The following is an 18480-nucleotide window of genomic DNA, read 5'->3' as shown; positions in this document are numbered from 1 at the left end:
CAGAGCCTGGGGGACGGAGCACGTCCGTCACGGGGCGGTTACGCGCCCTGCTCGGCGAACCGGACCCGGCGGACGAGGACCTCCCGCGACTCGGCCCACACACCTACCGAGCGCCCGGTGAACCCGCCCGCCACTTCGGTGGAGAGATAGCGTCCGTCCAGGCGGGCGAGGACATCGGTGCCGGTTTCGTGACCGACCCCCAGTTCGATGTCGTCCGGTCCGTTCCAGGTCGGCTGCGTGGATCGGATGCGGAGGGTGACAGGGGAGCCGGGCAGCGGGCGGGAGCCGAGAACCGTTTGGACCTGTCCGATCCGTGCGACGGCAGTGACTTCGCCGTCGGCGACACGCAGCCCGTACCAATGAGCACCATCGAGCCGCAGCGCGACGGTGAACGCACCCTCTCCCGGATCGATGAGGAAGTCGGTCTCCCAGTGGTCTGCGCCGACCCGGGTGAACAGGCCCGAGGGCTCCCCGGTCTCGCTCGGTGCGTGTCCCACGACCACCCCTCCCGGCACGCTGCGGACGAACCGGTCGGGACGCTCTCCTGGCGAGACCCACCTGAGATGGAGTCCGGACGCGGAGAAGTCGTCCTCGAAGTCCCGCTGTCCGGTGGGGACGCGCAGGTTCGCCGGCTCGAAGTGTGGCCAGTCCTGCGCCCAGGAGACCTCGGCGAGGAACGTCTCACGCCCGTTGACGTGGAAGCGCGGGCTGCGGCCTCGCGGCCGTGTGCCGAGATACACCGCTGCCCACGTCCCGTCGGGGCGCTCGACCAGATCGGCATGACCGACGTTCTGGACGGGATGAGCCGTGCTGCGGTGGCTGAAGACCGGATTGTGCGGGGCGGCCTCGAACGGCCCCCGGGGACCGCGTGAGCGGGCGACCGACACCACGTGGCCCCGGTCGGTGCCGCCTTCGGCGATGACCAGGTACCACCAGTCGCCGCGCCGGTACAGGTGCGGCCCCTCGGAATGGGCCAGGCCGGTGCCGTGCCAGATCCACCGCGGCTGTTCGAGGAGCACGCCCTGCTCCGGATCGACCGCGACCTGCCTGATGCCGATCTCGGTCTCCGACCACGAGCAGTAGGTGACCAGGCAGGTTCCCTCGTCGTCCCAGGCCAGGTCCGGGTCGATGCCGTCGAGTCCGGTCAGGCACAACGCCGTTGACCACGGCCCGGCCGGGTCGGTCGCGTGGTAGATCTGATGACCACCGCGAGCATCGTCGATGTTCGTGGTGATCAGCCAGAACCGTCCCTCTCGGTGGCGCAGCGTCGGGGCGTAGATGCCGCGGCTCGACGGCGACCGGCCCGCGGGGAACTGGTCGTCCCTCGTCAGGGCGTTGCCGATCTGACACCAGGTCACCAGGTCCCGGGAATGCCAGATCGGGATGCCGGGGCTGTACTCGAACGACGAATTCGCCAGGAAGTAGTCCTCGCCGACCCGGCACACCGATGGATCGGGATACATCCCGGACAAGATCGGGGTGGTCGCCGCGTCGGCGCTCGTACCGTTTTCCGGCAGCATCGAACTCATGCGAAACACTTTTTCCTTGGCTCGAGCCCGGGCAGATCAGCAGCCGTCGGGCACGTTCGGATGGTGGGGCGTCACTGAGGTTCGGCCGATGCGCCGGCCCGGCGGGCCGGGTCGTAGGCGCGCAGGAAACCGCACATGCCCAGGGTCTGCCGGGGCGGTCGGGCGATACGTGAGACGGTCGCCTCGTACAGGTGGTTGAGGTCGCCGTCGCGCAGCGAACTGATCTGCCGCAGCGCCGCCTGTGCGGCGGCCAGCGCACCGTCGTCGACCGTCTTCTCCCAGACGTCCAGGCGTGGCTGGACCAGTCGCACGGCCGCCGCGCAGAAGTCCTCGTAGGCAGAGCGGTTGCCGCGCCGCCACTGCCGCGTCAGCTCCCTGAACCCCTCGACGGCCAGGTCCCTGCGTGCCCGGGCACGCTCGGGGTCGGGGGTCCCGTCGGCGTCGAGGAGCGAGGCCGCGCCCGGATAGGTCTCGGGGGAGAGGTACGCGGGCGGGAAGGTCATGACCGCGTCGCCCGCCTCAGGAAGGCCGCTGTTCTGCATGACGACGATCACCCGCAGGTCCTCGTCGTTGATGGCGCGGTGGATCGTGCCCGGCGTGAACCAGACCGTGTCTCCGGGGTGCAGCTCGGTCGTCGTGTGGCCCTTGTGGTTGAGGGTCTCCAGCCGGCCGCGGCCGCTGACGACGACGTAGCACTCCGAGCAGACGAGGTGCATGTGGGGCGAGCCGCCGTGTTCGTCGTCCGCCGTGGGCCAGGGGTACACCTCGAGCCGGCTCAGTCCCACGGCTCCGGGGAAGTCGGGGAGGGCGGTCACGGCGCGAACCTCTGGGCGATGGGCTCCAGTTCACGGCGGTCCACCACGCGGTCGATGAACACGAAGCGGTGGCTCAGGGACAGGGTCTCACCGGGCTCGAGCTTGATCTCGGTGTCGAAGGCGGGCGACGGGTTGAGGCAGGCGAAGGCACTGCTGCGGGCGAACCACTTCAGGGGGACGGTGGCCGTGGTGGTGCCGGCGTAGGCGAGGACCGTGGCCCCGCCGTCGATCTCGTCGTGCTCGCCCGTGATGGCCGCCCAGGCCCCCTGGGTGCCCATGACGGCGTCGCCTTGATGCCCCCCGTCGGCGATGACGTCCGCGCCGGTCCAGGCCCGGGGCCCGCGCCAGAACAGCCCGGTGTAGCCGGCGTTGGGGCGGCCGTGTGTGGTCGGGCTGCCCAGTTCCAGGGGCTCGTGGTGAACGTTGGTCAGGGCGGTGGTGAAGTCCAGCGCCCAGACACCGTCGTCGGTGTCGGCGCTGTGGAAGCTCAGGACGCGGGTCTCGTCGATCCACACCTCGTCGCTGGAGGCGACCCACTCCAGGGTTTCGGCGACCGACACCTCGCTGCCGCTGTCGTCCTGCCGGTCGAAGCCGCGGTGCACCTGCCGGCCGTGGTTCTCGCGCCAGACGTAGCCGTGGCCGGGCGCGCCCTGTTCGAAGGTGGGACCGCCCCAGAAGTTGTCGCCGGACAGGTGCGACCAGGTCATCTGCAGGCCCTTGTGCCAGCGGTGGTCCCAGGGCCGATAGACGCCCACGGGCGCACCGGAGAGGGTCTTCAACGGGTACAGATACGGCTTGGGGGATTCCTCGACAGGACTGTCCGGCCGGTAGACGTACGTGGCGAGGTCCGTGCCCGCGGCCGACACCACGAACTCGGTTCCGGCCTCGTCGTGCTCGATCCGGAAGTGAGTGTCAGACACCGGTCTTCTCCTTGTCGGCATTGTCCTGGGCGGCGCGGAGGCGGCCGTTCATGGAGTGGTAGAAGGGGTTGTCCGGGGTGATCATGTCCGGGGTGACGGGTCGTCCGGTCGTCGCCGACTCGTACAGGGCGGCGATGAAGGCCAGGACGCGGCGGCCGTCGTCGCCGCTGGCCTCGGGGCGTTGTCCGGCGCGCAGGGACCGCAGGAGCACGCGCAGTTGCGCGGCGTGCGAACTGGCCTCGTCGTCGAGCGGTGCCCCGAGCTCGGCAGCCGTGGCCTCGGCCCGGTGGGGTGCGGGGGTCCACGTCCAATGGGAGTTGTCGTAGCCGTAGAGGTGGGACAGCTCGACCGTGGCCTCGGGGAAGTCGAAGCGCAGGTAGCTGGTCTCGCGGGGGGAGAGCAGGCTGTTGACCATGGACACCAGGGCGCCGTTGGCGAAGCGGACCATCGCCATGGAGACGTCCTCGGTCTCCACGTTCCGCGCCAACGTGCCCATGGCGGCGCGGACTTCGGTCCATTCCCCCATCAGGGCCAGCATGAGGTCCATCTGGTGGATGCCGTGGCCCATGGTGGGACCGCCGCCCTCGGTCTCCCACTTGCCGCGCCAGGGGACGTCGAAGTAGGCGTCGTCCCGGTACCACAGGGTGTGGCAGACGCCGACCAGGGGCGCGCCGAGCCTGCCGGTGCGGATGTGCTCCCGCAGGGCTCGGGCGGCGGACCCGAACCGGTGCTGGAAGACGTAGGAGACGTACGGGCCGCCCTCGCCCTCGTGGGCGCCGATGACGTCGTACTCGGCCACCGAAAGCGTGGGGGGCTTCTCGCACCACACCCACACACCGGCGTCCAGGCAGGCGGTGACGGCCTCGCGGTGGGCGACCGGGGGCGTGCAGACGATGACGAGATCGGGGCGCTCCTCCCGAAGCATCTGCCGGAGGTCGTCATAGGCGGCGGGGATGTCCCACCGGGCGGCGAAGGCCTGGGCGCGTTCCTGGTCGACGTCGACGACCGCGATGACGGTGGCTTCGCCGTTCTGGGCCTGGACGGCGGGCATGTGGCAGCCACCGGCAATGTTTCCGGCGCCGACCATCGCCACCCTCACGGGCTGTCTGTCCTCAGTCATGTGGCTCTCTCGTAGAAGCTCGGGTGCTGCGGTGGGCGCGGCACCGGGTCCCGGCCTCGGCGCGCCATGTCTCCCTCTCCGACACGTCGATGTGCCACCAGGGGCATTCACCGGGGTGCGGTCGACCAGAACGACAGCACGTGGATGAAGCCGGCGCTCGCCGACACGACGTGGCAGCAGCAAGAACGTAGTGATCGGTCACGTTTGGGGTCAAGAGTTACGCAGTGATCGATCACATTTTGCTTTGAAAGTCTCGCCCCGCCGACTCATGGCCGGTGCGCCTCGAAGGTGAAGGCCAGGCCGGATGCCAGGCGGGGGCGAGCCCTACCGGTGGGCCGGGCCGCTCGAATCTCGCGGAACGATCCGGAACAGGTCGTCGACGTCAGCCACGGGCGCGGGCTCGCCGCGCAGGAGGGCGAGCAGCGACAGCATCGCCCGGCGGCCGACCTCCTCCTTGTTGATGTGCACCGTCGAGATGGTCGGCGAGAAGTACCGGGTGAACTCCTCGTCGTCCCAGCCGAACACGCTGACATCCTCCGGGACGCGCCATCCGCGGTCCTGGAAGCCGCGGATCACGCCCATGGCGACGTAGTCGTTGGCGGCCAGCACGGCTGTCACGCCGGAATCGGACGGCAGGTCCTGAGCGGCTTCGTATCCGGAGCGCATCGACCAGTCCCCGTCGACGACGCCGTAGGACTCCAGGCCCAGTCGCTCGATCGCCTCCACGTACACCGCACGCCGGTTGCGCGCCGAGGCCCACTCCCGCGAGCCGGCGACGTGGAGGAACCGGCGGTGTCCCTGGTCCGCGAGGTGACGCAGGATCTGCTCGGCGGGCCGCCCGTCGGCCAGTCGTCCCCGGGAGTGCAGATTGTCGTCGTACTCGCCCAGCACCACGACGGGCCGTTGGCCGGCGTCGGCGCCGTCGGGCATGTCCGCCAACGGCACGAGCGACAGCACGCCGTCCGCCTGCCGGGTGTCCAGCAGGGACATCACAGTCTGCGCTCGCCGTGACTTCCCGCCCTCCAGCCCGATGACGTCCGTCAGGTACCCGGCGTCGTGCGCGGCGGCCGACGCGCCCCTCAACAAGGGGATCGGAACGAAGCTGCTCAGTTCGGGCAGCACGATGGTGATCCGGTTGGACCGCTGGGTGCGCATGGACCGCGCTATGAGGTTGGGCCGGTACTTCAGCTCGGCGACGGCACGCTCGATCCTCGCCCGCGTCGCCGGCCTCATGCCGCCGTCGTTCTTGAGATACCGGGAGACGGTCTGGTGCGACACCCCGGCCCTGCGGGCCACCTCCCAGATGGTCGCCCGCTTCTTCTCCGGTCCGGTTCCCTCCCCGGCGGCCCGCTCGGTCTTCCCCACGAGCAGGGGACGTCCCGCCTGCTCGCACAGGGATTCCAGCAACTGCGCACCGGACGCCTGTGCGGGCAGGCCGTAGGCACCGGTGAAGGACCCGACCCGCGCCGCCAGGTCGTCGACATTCACCAGGCCGCGGGAAGCGGCTTCGGCGACGACCGCGCCGACACGGGCGGCGTCGGCACGGACGCGCAGCAGGTCGACGACGGTCCGCTGCACCGTGGTGACGGGCAGGCCGTCGACGACGGTGATGTCGTCGGCATCGGTCCGCGCGCAGTGCAGCACCACGCTCTCGTCACGGGTGGTACGGCGTACCGGAACAGTCAGCTCCACGCGATCGGTGGGCCGGTCGCCCAGTCCGTGCACCGCGCAGGCGGAGGCGTGCGAGACGATGCCCGACTTGGGGCCCTCGGCGCCGCGGTGCCGCAGCGGCGTTCTGGGATCCAGCCGCAGCCACGCGACCTTGATCCTGAGGTGCTCCGGCGGAGGAGAGGCGACCATGCGGTACACCCCGTGGCCGACGCTCTCCAGCAGCCCGGCGCGTTCCAGCCTCAGGAGCTGAACACCCTGCACCCCGTCCAGCTTCGCCTGGGCGGTGGTCACCAGCCCCCACTGGTCGGCGGCCCTTTCCTTCAGCGCCTTCAGCACATCACCCTGCCCCATTCGGCAATCATTACACAGACATACGTTCGAATATCCGAGTGGAGGGACACTTCGGTGATCGGTGCCCGCCATGTACCGATGCACAGGCGGGTGTGCGGAGACGGCACAAGGGTGTCCGTCTCCGCGACGCGGGGTGCCGCCTACTTCGGTTCAAACACCCAGACCGTGCTCGAGTCCTGCGTTCCCGTGTTCCACTTCACCTCGCCCGCGGAGGTCCTGTACAGGTATGCCCTGCCCGTCTGGTCGTTCTTCACGCGGAGTCCCCCTGCCGCAACCCCTTCCACGGTCCACAGTGAGCTGTCCGAGATGGTGCCGGAATTCCAGATCACGCTGTTGTCGGTGGATTGGGTCTCCAGGTAGAAGCGCCCCGACCTGGCGTTCTTGATGGTCCAGGATCCGGAGGAGTCCTGGGCGACGATCCAGTCCTGGTCGTCGTAGACGGTCTTGGCCGCCAGCATGACCGCACCGTTCAGGTCGGTGTCGAGGTACAGGCCCGAGGAGGAGTGCCTGAGCTTGTAGGTCGCGCCGCTGACCAGGTAGAGGACCCGCACGCATTCGCCGGCCGCAAGGTCGACGACGATGTTCCCCGAGGCCGTGCCGTACGTCTTGGTGCCGTCCTTCACCCAGTTGTCGTTTCCGTCGTAGCGTCCGGCCTCGACGGACCGGACGACGCCGGTGGCGCCCGGCAGTGTGAACGTGGCCTGGGTCGTGGTGGTGAAAGCGAACTCGGCCGCACCGCGCCTGACACCGAATGCCTGCGCACCGCTCGACGTGGTGAACGTGACGTTGACGCCGCCCACGGGCTTGGTGGTGGTGACGCCGGCGGCCGCGCTCCGGTTGAACGTCTGCAGGTTGGTTCCGCCGCGTTCCACCGGAAGCCTGCTGGCGAGGTCCCGGTGGATCTTGTTCAGCACGTGGTTGAGTCGGGCGACCTTGTCCGAGACGGCCTTGCGGGTGACGACCTTGGTGGTGGGGTTGAAGTCGTACAGGCCGTGGTTGCTGCTGCCCGTGCTGGAGTCCGGGTCCAGGGCGGCGTACAGATTGAAGGCGGTGTTGCCGGCGATGGCGTTGAACTTCTCGACGTCCGCCGCCGGGGTTCCTCCGAAGTTTTCCATGATCATGGGGAAGTTCTTCCCCTGGGCCCAGACGGCGTCCCTCCCGTAGTTGTAGAGCGTGTCGAGGCCCGTGGTGTACGGGTCCTTCCCGAAGAAGTCGATGGTCGACGTCCCCTGGGCCCTGAGGACCTCGTTCTCGGCGACCGGCACCGTGTCCCCGCTGCCGGCGATATTGGTCCGGGTGTACACCGAGTGATTCGACTGCTTGATCACCTGCCCCAACTGGGTCAGGTAGTCCAGTAGCACGTCCTTGCGGAACTTCGTCGCGTCGGTGTACCCGCCGCTGTTCCAGCGGTCGGTGCTGTAGGTGCTGTAGCTCCGGTCGATGGACGATCCGCCCTGCTGTTTCGCCACGTTCGGTTCGTTCAGCACCTGGACGCCGATGAGGGTGTGAGCGGTGTCGACGGCCGCGATATGAGCCATGAGCCGGCCGAGTACGTACTTCTCCCTGGCGAGCATGTTCGGATCGGTCTTGTCCAGGAGAGGGTTGCCGTTCAGGGTCAGCTTGGTGCCGTCGGACCTCACCACGCACTGGTAGTCGTTCATCACGTAGGCCGGCATCCGGGCCGCCAGGGAGGAGCCGGTCGATTCGTGGCTGAACCACAGGATTTCCAGCTTGAGACCGTACTCCCCGCACCAGGCAAGGTATCGGTCGATGTCGGTCCAGTCGAAGACGTCCTTCGAGGTCTCCACCTGCGACCACCAGATCGGGATGTTCACCACGGTGAATCCGTCGTCGCGGATCATCTGGAGCACGGGCTTAAGCTGGGCGTCCGTCCAGCCGAACGTGTACTTGTGCTTCTCGTACCGGAACTGGACCCCACTGTGATAGAAGGGCTTGCCGTCAACCATCAGTACGAGCTTGTCGTATGTGGACTTCGAGGTGTCGACGTAGGAAACCACGCTGGCCGCCGAGGCCTGCGGGAGGTTTCCGGCGAGATTGAGGGCGAAACCCCCCAGGGTCGCTGCTCCGGTCGTCGTGAGGAATCTGCGGCGCGACCACAGATCGCTGTTCGACTTCATTGGACTACCTCCGTGTGACGGCGATCAGCCGCCGCCTGATGAAACTGCTGGTGTCGTCAGTCATGCTTTTGCGCGTGGACTCCACCCCGGGGGGAGAGCACTGGAAGGATTCCGCTCAATAAGGCGGGCGGGTGGTCAGGCTCCGCGCTGGAACTGCTGGTGGGCGCCGGTGCCGCAGGTGAACTGGACCAGCTTGGCGCCGTCGGTGGTGGACGCGGCGCTGACCTCCAGGCACTTGCCGCTGAGCCGGGAGACGAGGCGGACGTAGCCGTCGCCGGCGTCCTGGAGCTGCCACTGCTGGTTGGAGCCGGTGGAGCAGGGCCATTGGATGATCTTGTTGCCGTCGGCGGTGGAGTTGTCGGCCACGTCCATGCACTTGCCGCTGTGCTTGGCCATGAGCTGGACGTATCCGTTGCCGAGGTCCTTGAACCACCAGGCCTGGTTTGTACCGCCGTTGCAGGTGTACTGGGTGAGCTGGATCCCGTTGTCCACGGACTTGCTCGGTACGTCGACGCACTTGCCGCTGTGGCGGGCGGCGAGGGTCTCCCACGGTCCGCCGACGCCGTCGACCTTGCCGGTGGCGGTGTCGATGGAGAGCTGCGGGAACCAGTCCATGGTCATGGTGGTGTCGGTGGGGAACTCCAGCGGCAGCCAGACGTACCTGGAGGCGTTGACGTTCTGGGCGAAGGAGTTGCCCCAGCGGTCGCCCATGTAGAGGTACTCGGTGCCCGACGTGCCCTGCACGGGCAGCACATAGGCGGTCTGCGAGCCGTACGCGGTGGAGTCGCCGATGTTCTGCGGCTCGCTCCAGGTGCCGGTGACGCTGGAGGCGGTGGCGTACTTCTGCTGGTTGGGGTTCCAGCCGGTGGCGCCGGAGGTGAGCAGGAAGTACACGCCGTTGCGCTTGAACATCGCCGGCGCCTCGCGCAGCTGACCCGGCCACAGCAGCTGTACCCGGCTCTCGGCGGTCAGGTAGTCGGCGCTGAGGCGGTAGACGTGCAGGTCGCGGTTGTTGTTCGCGGCCGAGACCATGTAGCCGGTGCCGTCGTCGTCCCTGAACAGGGTGATGTCACGGGACATGTAGCCGAGCGGGCGGAAGCTGCCCTGCCAGGTGTAGTCACCGTCGACGGTGTCGGAGACCGCCACCGCCGCACGGGCCTGGTTGTAGTCGCTGCCGTTCTCCTTGTGCATCCACATCACGAACTTGCCGGTGGTGCTGTTGTAGATCACCTTCGGGCGTTCGATGTTGGCCACGGCCAGTTCGGGGTCGGTCGCCTGGGTCAGGACATGGCGTCTGAACTCCCACCTCTTCAGGTCGGTCGAGCGGTACGCGGAGACGTACCGGAAGGTGTTGTCCTCGTTGCGGTTCTCACCGAACCAGTAGTAGTACGTGCCGACCTTGATCACCCCGCCGCCGTGGGCGTGGACCACGGCGCCCGTGGTGTCGGTGAACTGGGTTCCGTTGGCGATGGTGACGGTCGCGGCGTGTGCGGTGCCCGCCAGGAGCGTCTGCGGCAGCAGGGCGAGGAGCACGGCAAGGGTGAGTAGCCAGGCGCGGCGCATGGGATGTGCCTCCACTTCGGCTGCCGCTTGCAGATCAAGGCAACACGGCAGGACAGGAGCGATCAGAGGTTGGCCCGAGATGGCAGAGCGCAACCGATCAGAAGTTGACTGAAACGAACGCTGTCGCACATGAGACTGGCGGGACCGTTGGTGTGTCAATGGTGTTAACGAGGTGGATTCACCGCGGCTCGCGGCTACGCGGCCCAGCCGGCGGCCGCTGAGCGGTCGTGATGAGCCCGTGGAGGCCCTCCTCGTGAGGTGGCCGCGGTGCGGCGATGTGAACGATCACGCGCAGACATCTTGACCCCTGGGGTGATCGATCACTACGTTTCCTGCGCAGTCGTCGGACGGCACGTCCTTGCCGGTGGTTCTCCCTGCTGATCAGGTGCCCCGGGCGAGCACGGTCGTGCCGCTGCCACGAGAGAGGTCGGCTCCAGCACATGCCGTCACTGCGGTGTACCCGCGCTGCCTCGCGAGGGTTCGGGACGGTGGGCGTCGGTGTCGTGCCCGGGTCGTTAGGTGTGGCCTGAGTCCGGACGGCGGCGAGCGCTCCGGCGCGGGGCTGATCGTGAAGAAGCCGGCTTGGTCACAACAAGCCGCAAAACCGGGCGAAGCGCCCTTTCTGTTGATGCCTGGCCGGGAATCCCTCTCCCCGCCGGGCACCGGTCGACACCACCGGAGATCAAGGGAGATCAATGTGTATACCGCCACAGGTGGACTGGGTTCCCGGTCCCGAAGATGGGCCGGCCCCCTCGTCGCCGGGGCCTTGTTCCTGTCCGCCCTTCTCACTCCACACGCCGCCTCGGCCGCCGAGACCTCCGGTGCCACGCTGGTCAACGAGACTTTCGACGCGCAGACCGATCCTCCGAACTTCGGCTTCCCCGTCGGAGCCGGCATCAGCGGCGGCGTTCTGAACGTCACGCAGGGCATGGGCAACTACACGACGTCGGTACGTCCGTTCGCGTCGTCCATCGTGCAGGAGAAGACGCTCGATCTGCGCTTCGACTGGAAGACGGACATCGCCAGCAGCGGGATGAAGACCGGTCTGGAACTGCGTGACGACGGCGGGCGTCTCGTCTTCGCGATCGCGGCGACAGGCACCGAACTCCGCTACGCCGTGACCGGGCCCGTCTCGAACTCCACCTCTGCCCCGGACTCGCTCAACCCCACCTGGATCAAGACGAGTTTCGACCGGAGCAAGTGGTACACGGTCGATCTGCACATGGACTTCACCCTCGGCAAGGTCCAGTACTCGATCATCAGCAAGGAGGCCGCGCCGGTAGTGAGGGCTTCCGCCACCGGGTCCATCACCGGGACGAACCTCGCGAAGTTCGTCGCCTGCAACTACTACGGGACCGGCAAGCAGTCGATCGACAACTTCCGGCTGGTCCGGCCCGCGAACTCCGCCTATGGTTCCCTCGCCGGCACATCCGTCTACGCCTTCGGCGACAGCATCGTCTACGGGCACCAGTACTCACGCAGCTTCTTGAACTTCGTCGCCGAGCGGGAAGGAATGACGCTGACGAAGTACGCCAGGAACGGCGCGACCGTGGGCCCGGCGCCCAACGCCAGCGGTGGGCAGATCATCACTCAGGTGCGGTCGGCCAGCTCACAGGCGCCCGATTTCGTCGTCTTCGACGGTGGCACGAACGACGCGATCGAGGTCCACGACAATCACACGTACGCGATCGGCACCATCAGCGGCTCCAAGGATCCCGCCACGTTCAACACGGGCACCTACGCCGGTGCGCTGGAGAACACCATCCACACGATGCGGCAGAAGTGGCCGACCGCCCAACTCGTGTACGTGGCCGCACACAAGATGGGCTCGCGTGACTGGGACACGCAGCTCGCCCTGCGCCAGATCAACCTGCAGGCCGCCCAGAAGTGGGGCGTTGCGGTCGCCGACGTCTTCGCGAACACGACGCTGGACACCCGTGTCGACGCCCAACGAGTGGCGTACACCTTCGACGGCCTCGTCAACGGCTACCCGGGCAGTGGCGGCAGCGGCACCCACCCCAACGTGCTGGGCATCACCGACTTCTATGTGCCGGAGCTGACCGCCCAGCTGTCCCAGCTCATTCCGACGACGTGACGTGGTGTTCTGAGCCCGGCCATGCCACGGGCAACCGGGCTCGGAGGCCTGCTTGTCCGTGGGCAGTTGCGCCCTCCGCTCGGCCGGCGAGGCGAGGAGCCAGCGGTGCCGAGGGAGAAGTCCGGGGCGCGGGCGCAGTCAACCGGCAGGGTCGGCCGAGGCGTACCGATGAGACGGACGAGAGTCACGGCGCACACGGCCGCCAGAGCCTCGGCAGTAAGGTACCGACGGCCGTGCGGGGCGGAGAGAGGCGGCGGGGAAGCACTGTGGACGCGGACGCGAGACCGGAGCGATCGGAGCGGAATGTGGAGAGACCGAAGAATCCCCGCAAGAAGCGTCCCACCATCCTCGACGTCGCGGCGCACGCGGGGGTGTCCCATCAGACCGTCTCCCGCTTCCTGCGGGGAAACGGAGGTCTGAAACCGCAGACTGTGGTCCGCATCGAACAGGCCGTGGCTCACCTGGACTACCGCCCCAACCTGGTGGCGCGGTCGATGCGTACCCGCAAGTCGCACCGCATCACCGTGGTCCTGCCGTCCATGACGACCTTCGTGCCCTCTCAGATCCTGCGGGGAGCCTCCGCGGAAGCACAGACAGCCGGATACATGCTGGACATCGTCGGCCTGGAAGGCGACGAGAGGGTTCGAGGGGGCCGGGTCCGTGATCTGCTCGACTCGGGTCAGGCCGATGGAGTGCTCACCTTCACCCCCATCGGCGACATCGAACAGCTCGGACTCGAGCAGACCCCGACCGTGGTCGTCGGCGAGTACGACGACCAGATGCGGGCCCATGGCATCACGGCAGACGGCGAGCCGGCCGCCAAAATCATCGACCACCTCGCCTCCATAGGCCATCGCCGGTTCATCCATGTCGCCGGCAGCACGGACTGGATGTCGGCACGTAAACGACGCGAGGTCTATCTGCGGGCGATCGCCGAGCGCGGCCTGGAGAACTACGCCGTCATCGACGGCGACTGGTCGGTGCGGTCCGGATACGACGCGGCTCAGAGCCTGTCGGCCGATTCCGGCGTCACCGCGGTGCTCGCCGCGAACGACGACGTCGCCATGGGCGTCATCCGCGGGTTCCAGGACCGCGGATGGCGGGTCCCGCAGGACGTGAGCGTCTTCGGCTGGGACAACCAGGAGTTCACCGCGTACTTCAACCCCTCCATCTCGACCGTGGACCTCGACCGCGAGGCCATGGGTCGGCAGGCCATGAAAGCTTTGCTCGCCCGCATTCACCAGGAGGCGGAGCCGGAACTCCACCTGGACCTCAACTCACGCCTCGTGCTGCGCGAGTCGGCCGGCCCGGCAAGGACCGGCGACGTCATGCGCTAGAGCTCGATCGATCCCTCACCGCAATCCCAGGGGCCCCGCTCGCGGCACCCTGCGTTCCCCTCCCCACCAGCCCGGACGCGGCCGTCCGGGCGCGTTCCCACGCCCCCGCCGCCTTCCGGAACGTGCCGGGGCGTTGAACTTCCACTGACGTCACAAGCGTTGTCGTCCAGAGCCTTGACCGGAATGTGGTCCGTCATTACGCTCGCCGCGTGAACGTTCACTATTACTGACGTCACACGGACCTCAACCCGGTGCGGTGCTCGCGGTCGATCCGGCCCAGCGGCTCAGTACGCCGAGGACAAGGTTCAAGCACACGTTCACACCCACACTGGTCAGAGCCGTCGCAATCCGCCCGAGAGTTCGACAAGCCGGGGCGGGCAACCATCCGCACGGACCGCAGGAAGACCTGTCTTCGCGGGCCGAAGCACCCGAGCTGTGCAGCCCCGCCACCGCGCGGCGATACGGCCGGTGCCGGGAACCGGCTTCCTGACACGACGTATCCCCGGTCGGGCGCACAGCCCGGGTAATCCAGCAGAGGAGCCCTCATCATGACCAACCCTTCCCGCCTCACCAGACGCACCCGACTGCGTGCCGTCGGGCTGACCTGTTCGGTCTTCGCCCTGGTCCTGTCCGCGGGCTGCGCGGGAGGCTCCTCCGGGAGCGAAAGCGGCAAGACCGTCATCCGGTTCAACTGGTGGGGCTACGACGCCCGGCACGAGATGACCAAGCAGATGATCGCGGTGTTCGAGAAGGAGCACCCGAACATCGACGTCCAGCCCGAGTACTCCAACTGGGACGACTACTGGAAGAAGCTGTCGACCGGTGCCGCCGCCGGTGACATGCCCGACGTCCTGCAGATCACCGACCCGTTCATGTTCTCCTACATCGACAACGGGCAGCTGCTGGACCTGAAGAAGTACAAGGACCTGTTGCACACCGACAAGCTGACCCAGAACTCGATGGCGATGACGACCGTGAAGGGCGGTCTCTACGGCCTCCCGGCCGGCGACAGCGCGTTCGGTGTGGCCGTGGATCCGGCGGCGTTCAAGAAGGCCGGCGTGCCCGTGCCGGACGACACCAAGTGGTCGTGGGACGACTACGTGAAGACCGCCACCGCCCTCTCCAAGGCGGAGCCCGGTCTGGTCGGCAGTGTGATGGAGCTCTACCCCAACATGCTGGGCGTCTGGCTCCGGCAGCACGGCGAGGACTTCTGGAACGAGGACGGCAGCGACATCGGTTTCACCGAGGAGAACCTGGCCGACTACTGGAAGTGGGTCCTCAAGCTGCGTGACAGCGGTGGCACGACCAGCCCGGAGTCCGCGGTCGAGGCACAGGCGGCCGGAGCCGGCATCGAGCAGAACCTGGTCGCCACCCACAAGGCGGCCATGACCGAGATGTCGGTCACCCAGCTCGGTGCGCTCGAGACGGCCAGCCAGCGCGAGACCAAGCTGCTCCTCTTCCCCGGCGAGGACGGAGCCGCCCAGGTCGGCGCCTACACCAAGCCCGGCATCTGGTACGGCGCCTCCGCACGTACCGAGCACCCCGAGGAGGCCGCCGAGCTGATCGACTTCCTGGTCAACTCGCCCGAGGCGAACAAGATCCAGAAGTTCGACCGCGGAGTGCCCGTCAACCCCGACGTGATCAAGGCGATCAGGCCGGTGTTGTCACCTGCCGAGAAGCGGATCGCGGACTACCTGGCCCGTATCAACGCCCTGAAGCCGACCGCGGTGCACATGTCCAACGCGAAGGCCGGCCCCGCGCTTCCCGACACCTTCAAGCGCCTCAACGAGGACGTGCTGTTCGACCGTCTGTCGCCGAAGGAGGCGGCCAGGAAGTTCATCTCCGAGATCAAGTCCCAGATGTGAGAAACCACGTGCAGTAGCGCTTTCCGGAAGGGAACCCCCGCTGTGCCCGATCCGCGCATGAACGACCCGCGCATGACCACCTTTCGCCGTCGACTGCCGGGAGTCGTCTACGGCGGGGACTACAACCCGGAACAGTGGCCGAGGGAGGTGTGGCAGGAGGACGTCCGGCTCATGCGAGCCGCAGGCGTGCGGCTCGTGAGCCTGGGCGTCTTCTCCTGGTCCATGCTGGAGCCGGCCGACGGCCGGTTCGACTTCTCATGGCTCGACGAGATCATGGACCTGCTGTGGTCGAACGGCATCCACGTCAACCTCGCGACGCCGAACGCCGCACCACCGCCGTGGCTGGCCACGGACTTCCCCGAGACACTGTCGGCCGACCGGCAGGGAGTGCGGCACGGCATCGGCAGCCGAGGGCACTTCTGCCCTTCCTCTCCGGTCTACCGTGACCGCAGCCTGCGCATGGCCACCGAACTGGCCGGGCGGTACGGAAAGCATCCCGCACTGGCCATGTGGCACATCGGCAACGAGTACCACTCCGACTGCTACTGCGACCTGTGCGACGACCGCTTCCGCGGCTGGCTGCGGCAGCGGTACGGCACGCTGGACGAACTCAACCACCGGTGGGGCACGGCGCTCTGGAGCCAGCGCTACAGCGACTGGTCCCAGGTGCACCTGCCCGGGCCCGTGCGCGGCTGGGCCAACCCCTCCCGTGAGCTGGACTTCTCCCGCTTCACCTCCGACCTCCTGCTGGAACTCGTCACGCGGGAGCGCGACCTGCTCCACGGGATCACGCCGGACGTGCCGGCGACCACCAACTTCTTCCAGTGCCGGCTGACCGACAGCCACCGCTGGGCCAAGGAACTCGACGTCGTCGCCTTCGACTGCTACCCCGACCCGGCAATGCCCCACTCGCTGGTCACCGCTGCCTTCCAGTACGACCTGATGCGCTCCCTGCGCGGCGGGCAGCCCTGGATGCTGATGGAGCAGGCGGCCGGCGCGGTCAGCCAGTGGAAGATTAACCAGGTCAAACAGCCGGGCCGGATGCGCCTGGGTTCCTACCAGGCCGTCGCGCACGGCTCCGACGCGGTGATGTTCTTCCAGTGGCGGGCCTCACGCCAGGGGCAGGAGAAGTTCCACTCGGCGATGCTCCCGCACGGCGGTGAGAAGACCCGGACGTGGCAGGAGGTCAAGGCGCTCGGCAACGAGCTGCGGTCCATCGACGAGGTCGCCACGGCGCGGACCGGCGCGCAGGTGGCGATCGTGTGGGACTGGCAGAACTGGTGGGCCGTGGAAGGCTGCGCCCACCCGGACAACACCTTCGACTACCGGGAGACCGTGGCCCGGCACTACCGGGCCCTGTGGAACAGCCAGGTCGCCGTCGACGTCGTCACCCTCGACGACGACCTGTCTCCCTACCGCGTCCTGGTCATCCCCAACCAGTACCTGATGACCAGTCAACACAGCCCGGCACTGCGGACGTTCGTGGAGGACGGCGGCCATCTCGTCGTCTCGTACTTCTCCGGGATCGTCGACGAGGACGACCGGATCGTCGAAGGCGGGTATCCGGGGGCCCTGCGCGAGGTGATCGGCGCGCACGTCCAGGAGTTCTCTCCACTGTCCGCCGAGGCAACGGTGCCGGTCCAGGCGGCAGCCGAGCAGACCGCACTGAACGGCTTCCTCGCGACCGCCACCGTGTGGCAGGACGACCTCGAAACGGAGACCGCCCGACCGCTCGCCGTCTACCGCACGGGCCATCTCGCCGGCAAAGCAGCGGTGACCGAGCGCGAACTCGGCCAGGGCCGTGCCGTGTACGTCGGCACACGTCTGGACGACGACGCCCTCGAAGCCCTGGTGCGTCACGTCCTGGACCGTGCCGGGGTTCGACCGGCGCACGCCGCACCGCGGGGCGTCGAGGTCACCGAGCGACGGACCGGCACAAGCGCGTACCTGTTCCTGCTGAACCACCGGCAGGACAAGGCGACCGTCACTCTCGAACGCTCCGGCACCGACCTGATCACCGGACGCCGCCTGGACGTGGGGGAGACGCTCGTCCTCGACGCGGCGGACGTCGCCGTCGTGCGCAGTCCCCTGGCCACGTCGCAGCAGGCCGAGCCGTCGTCGAGCGGCTCCTGAATCCCGCACCTGATCCAAGAACCCGAGGACGATGACTGTGCTCCGCAGACCCCTCAGCCAGGCGGCCAGAAAAGAAGAACGGACCGCGTGGGTCTTCCTTCTGCCGTGGTTCATCGGCATGGCCGGCATCACGCTCGGTCCGATGATCGCCTCGCTGTACTTCTCGATGACGGACTACAACCTGCTGAGCTCTCCCGAGTGGGTCGGATTCGCGAACTACAGCAAGATGCTCGACGACCCCCGGTTGCTCAAGTCCCTGAGCGTGACCTTCGTCTACGTCGCCCTCAGCGTGCCGTTGCTGCTGGCGGTCGCCCTCGCCCTGGCGATGGTCCTCAACCGGGGCATCAGGGGACTCGCGTTCTACCGCTCCGTCTACTACCTGCCCTCGCTGCTCGGTGCCTCGGTCGCGGTGGGCGTCCTGTGGCGACAGGTCTTCGGCACCGAGGGCCTGGTGAACAAGTTCCTCGCACTGTTCGGGATCCACGGGCCCGGCTGGATCTCCAACCCCGAGACCGCGCTGTACAGCCTCATCGTCCTGCACGTGTGGACCTTCGGCTCCTCGATGGTGATCTTCCTGGCCGGCCTGCGGCAGATCCCCGAGCAGTACTACGAAGCGGCCGCCCTCGACGGCGCCGGCCGCTGGCACCAGTTCCTGCACGTCACCGTGCCCCTGCTGACCCCGATCATCTTCTTCAACCTCGTGCTGCAGGTGATCAATTCCTTCCAGTCGTTCACCCAGGCGTTCATCGTCAGCGGGGGGACAGGAGGTCCCTCGGACTCCACTCTCTTCTACTCCCTGTACCTGTACGAGGAAGGCTTCGGCCAACTCCGCATGGGATACGCCTCGGCCATGGCGTGGCTGCTCGTGGTGATCGTCGGCGCCCTCACCGCAATCAACTTCTACTTCAGCAAGAGATGGGTCTTCTACAGTGACGGTAAGTGA

General features: G+C 67.6%; 12 protein-coding genes. 5 read left to right on the top strand and 7 right to left on the bottom strand.

Annotated elements, in window-relative coordinates; translation table 11 throughout:
• Window positions 1–38: 38 nt before the first annotated feature.
• The 7 genes from ACWD1U_RS09500 to ACWD1U_RS09470 form a co-directional block, all read right to left on the bottom strand.
• Complete coding sequence (locus ACWD1U_RS09500) at window positions 39–1529, bottom strand: family 43 glycosylhydrolase (protein ID WP_451105954.1); 1491 nt, start codon at window positions 1527–1529, stop codon at window positions 39–41.
• A gap of 71 nt (window positions 1530–1600) precedes the next feature.
• Entirely contained in the window at window positions 1601–2344 is a 744-nt protein-coding gene (locus ACWD1U_RS09495; RefSeq protein ID WP_451105952.1) for a cupin domain-containing protein, read from the bottom strand.
• Window positions 2341–3264, bottom strand: a complete 924-nt coding sequence (locus ACWD1U_RS09490; protein ID WP_451105950.1) for a DUF6807 domain-containing protein — start codon at window positions 3262–3264, stop codon at window positions 2341–2343. The genes ACWD1U_RS09495 and ACWD1U_RS09490 overlap by 4 nt, the downstream gene beginning before the upstream one ends.
• A complete protein-coding gene (locus tag ACWD1U_RS09485; RefSeq protein WP_451105949.1) occupies window positions 3257–4384 on the bottom strand; it encodes a Gfo/Idh/MocA family protein in 1128 nt (375 codons plus the stop codon). Before ACWD1U_RS09485 ends, ACWD1U_RS09490 begins: the two co-directional genes overlap by 8 nt.
• Before the next feature lie 324 nt (window positions 4385–4708).
• Window positions 4709–6406, bottom strand: coding sequence for a substrate-binding domain-containing protein (locus ACWD1U_RS09480; protein WP_451105947.1), 1698 nt, complete (start codon window positions 6404–6406; stop codon window positions 4709–4711).
• A 140-nt stretch (window positions 6407–6546) separates the two neighbouring features.
• Window positions 6547–8544, bottom strand: coding sequence for a DUF4978 domain-containing protein (locus tag ACWD1U_RS09475; protein ID WP_451105945.1), 1998 nt, complete (start codon window positions 8542–8544; stop codon window positions 6547–6549).
• A 135-nt stretch (window positions 8545–8679) separates the two neighbouring features.
• The gene (locus tag ACWD1U_RS09470; protein WP_451105943.1) at window positions 8680–10107 is read right to left on the bottom strand and encodes an RICIN domain-containing protein; all 1428 of its coding nucleotides are present in this window, start codon (window positions 10105–10107) and stop codon (window positions 8680–8682) included.
• Between the two features lie 766 nt (window positions 10108–10873).
• On the opposite strand from ACWD1U_RS09470, the gene ACWD1U_RS09465 reads away from it, so the two are divergent.
• The 5 genes from ACWD1U_RS09465 (at window position 10874) to ACWD1U_RS09445 (ending at window position 18480) form a co-directional block, all read left to right on the top strand.
• Complete coding sequence (locus ACWD1U_RS09465) at window positions 10874–12202, top strand: SGNH/GDSL hydrolase family protein (protein ID WP_451105941.1); 1329 nt, start codon at window positions 10874–10876, stop codon at window positions 12200–12202.
• Between the two features lie 305 nt (window positions 12203–12507).
• Window positions 12508–13539, top strand: coding sequence for a LacI family DNA-binding transcriptional regulator (locus ACWD1U_RS09460; RefSeq protein ID WP_451105939.1), 1032 nt, complete (start codon window positions 12508–12510; stop codon window positions 13537–13539).
• A gap of 548 nt (window positions 13540–14087) precedes the next feature.
• On the top strand, window positions 14088–15404 hold the full coding sequence (locus ACWD1U_RS09455) for an ABC transporter substrate-binding protein (protein ID WP_451105937.1): 1317 nt from the start codon (window positions 14088–14090) through the stop codon (window positions 15402–15404).
• A gap of 72 nt (window positions 15405–15476) precedes the next feature.
• Window positions 15477–17537, top strand: coding sequence for a beta-galactosidase (locus ACWD1U_RS09450; protein WP_451105936.1), 2061 nt, complete (start codon window positions 15477–15479; stop codon window positions 17535–17537).
• A gap of 31 nt (window positions 17538–17568) precedes the next feature.
• Window positions 17569–18480, top strand: a complete 912-nt coding sequence (locus ACWD1U_RS09445) for a carbohydrate ABC transporter permease (protein WP_451105935.1) — start codon at window positions 17569–17571, stop codon at window positions 18478–18480.

This window comes from Streptomyces sp. NPDC002788 (assembly GCF_053592115.1).
This window is presented reverse-complemented; position numbering and strand designations above follow the sequence as displayed.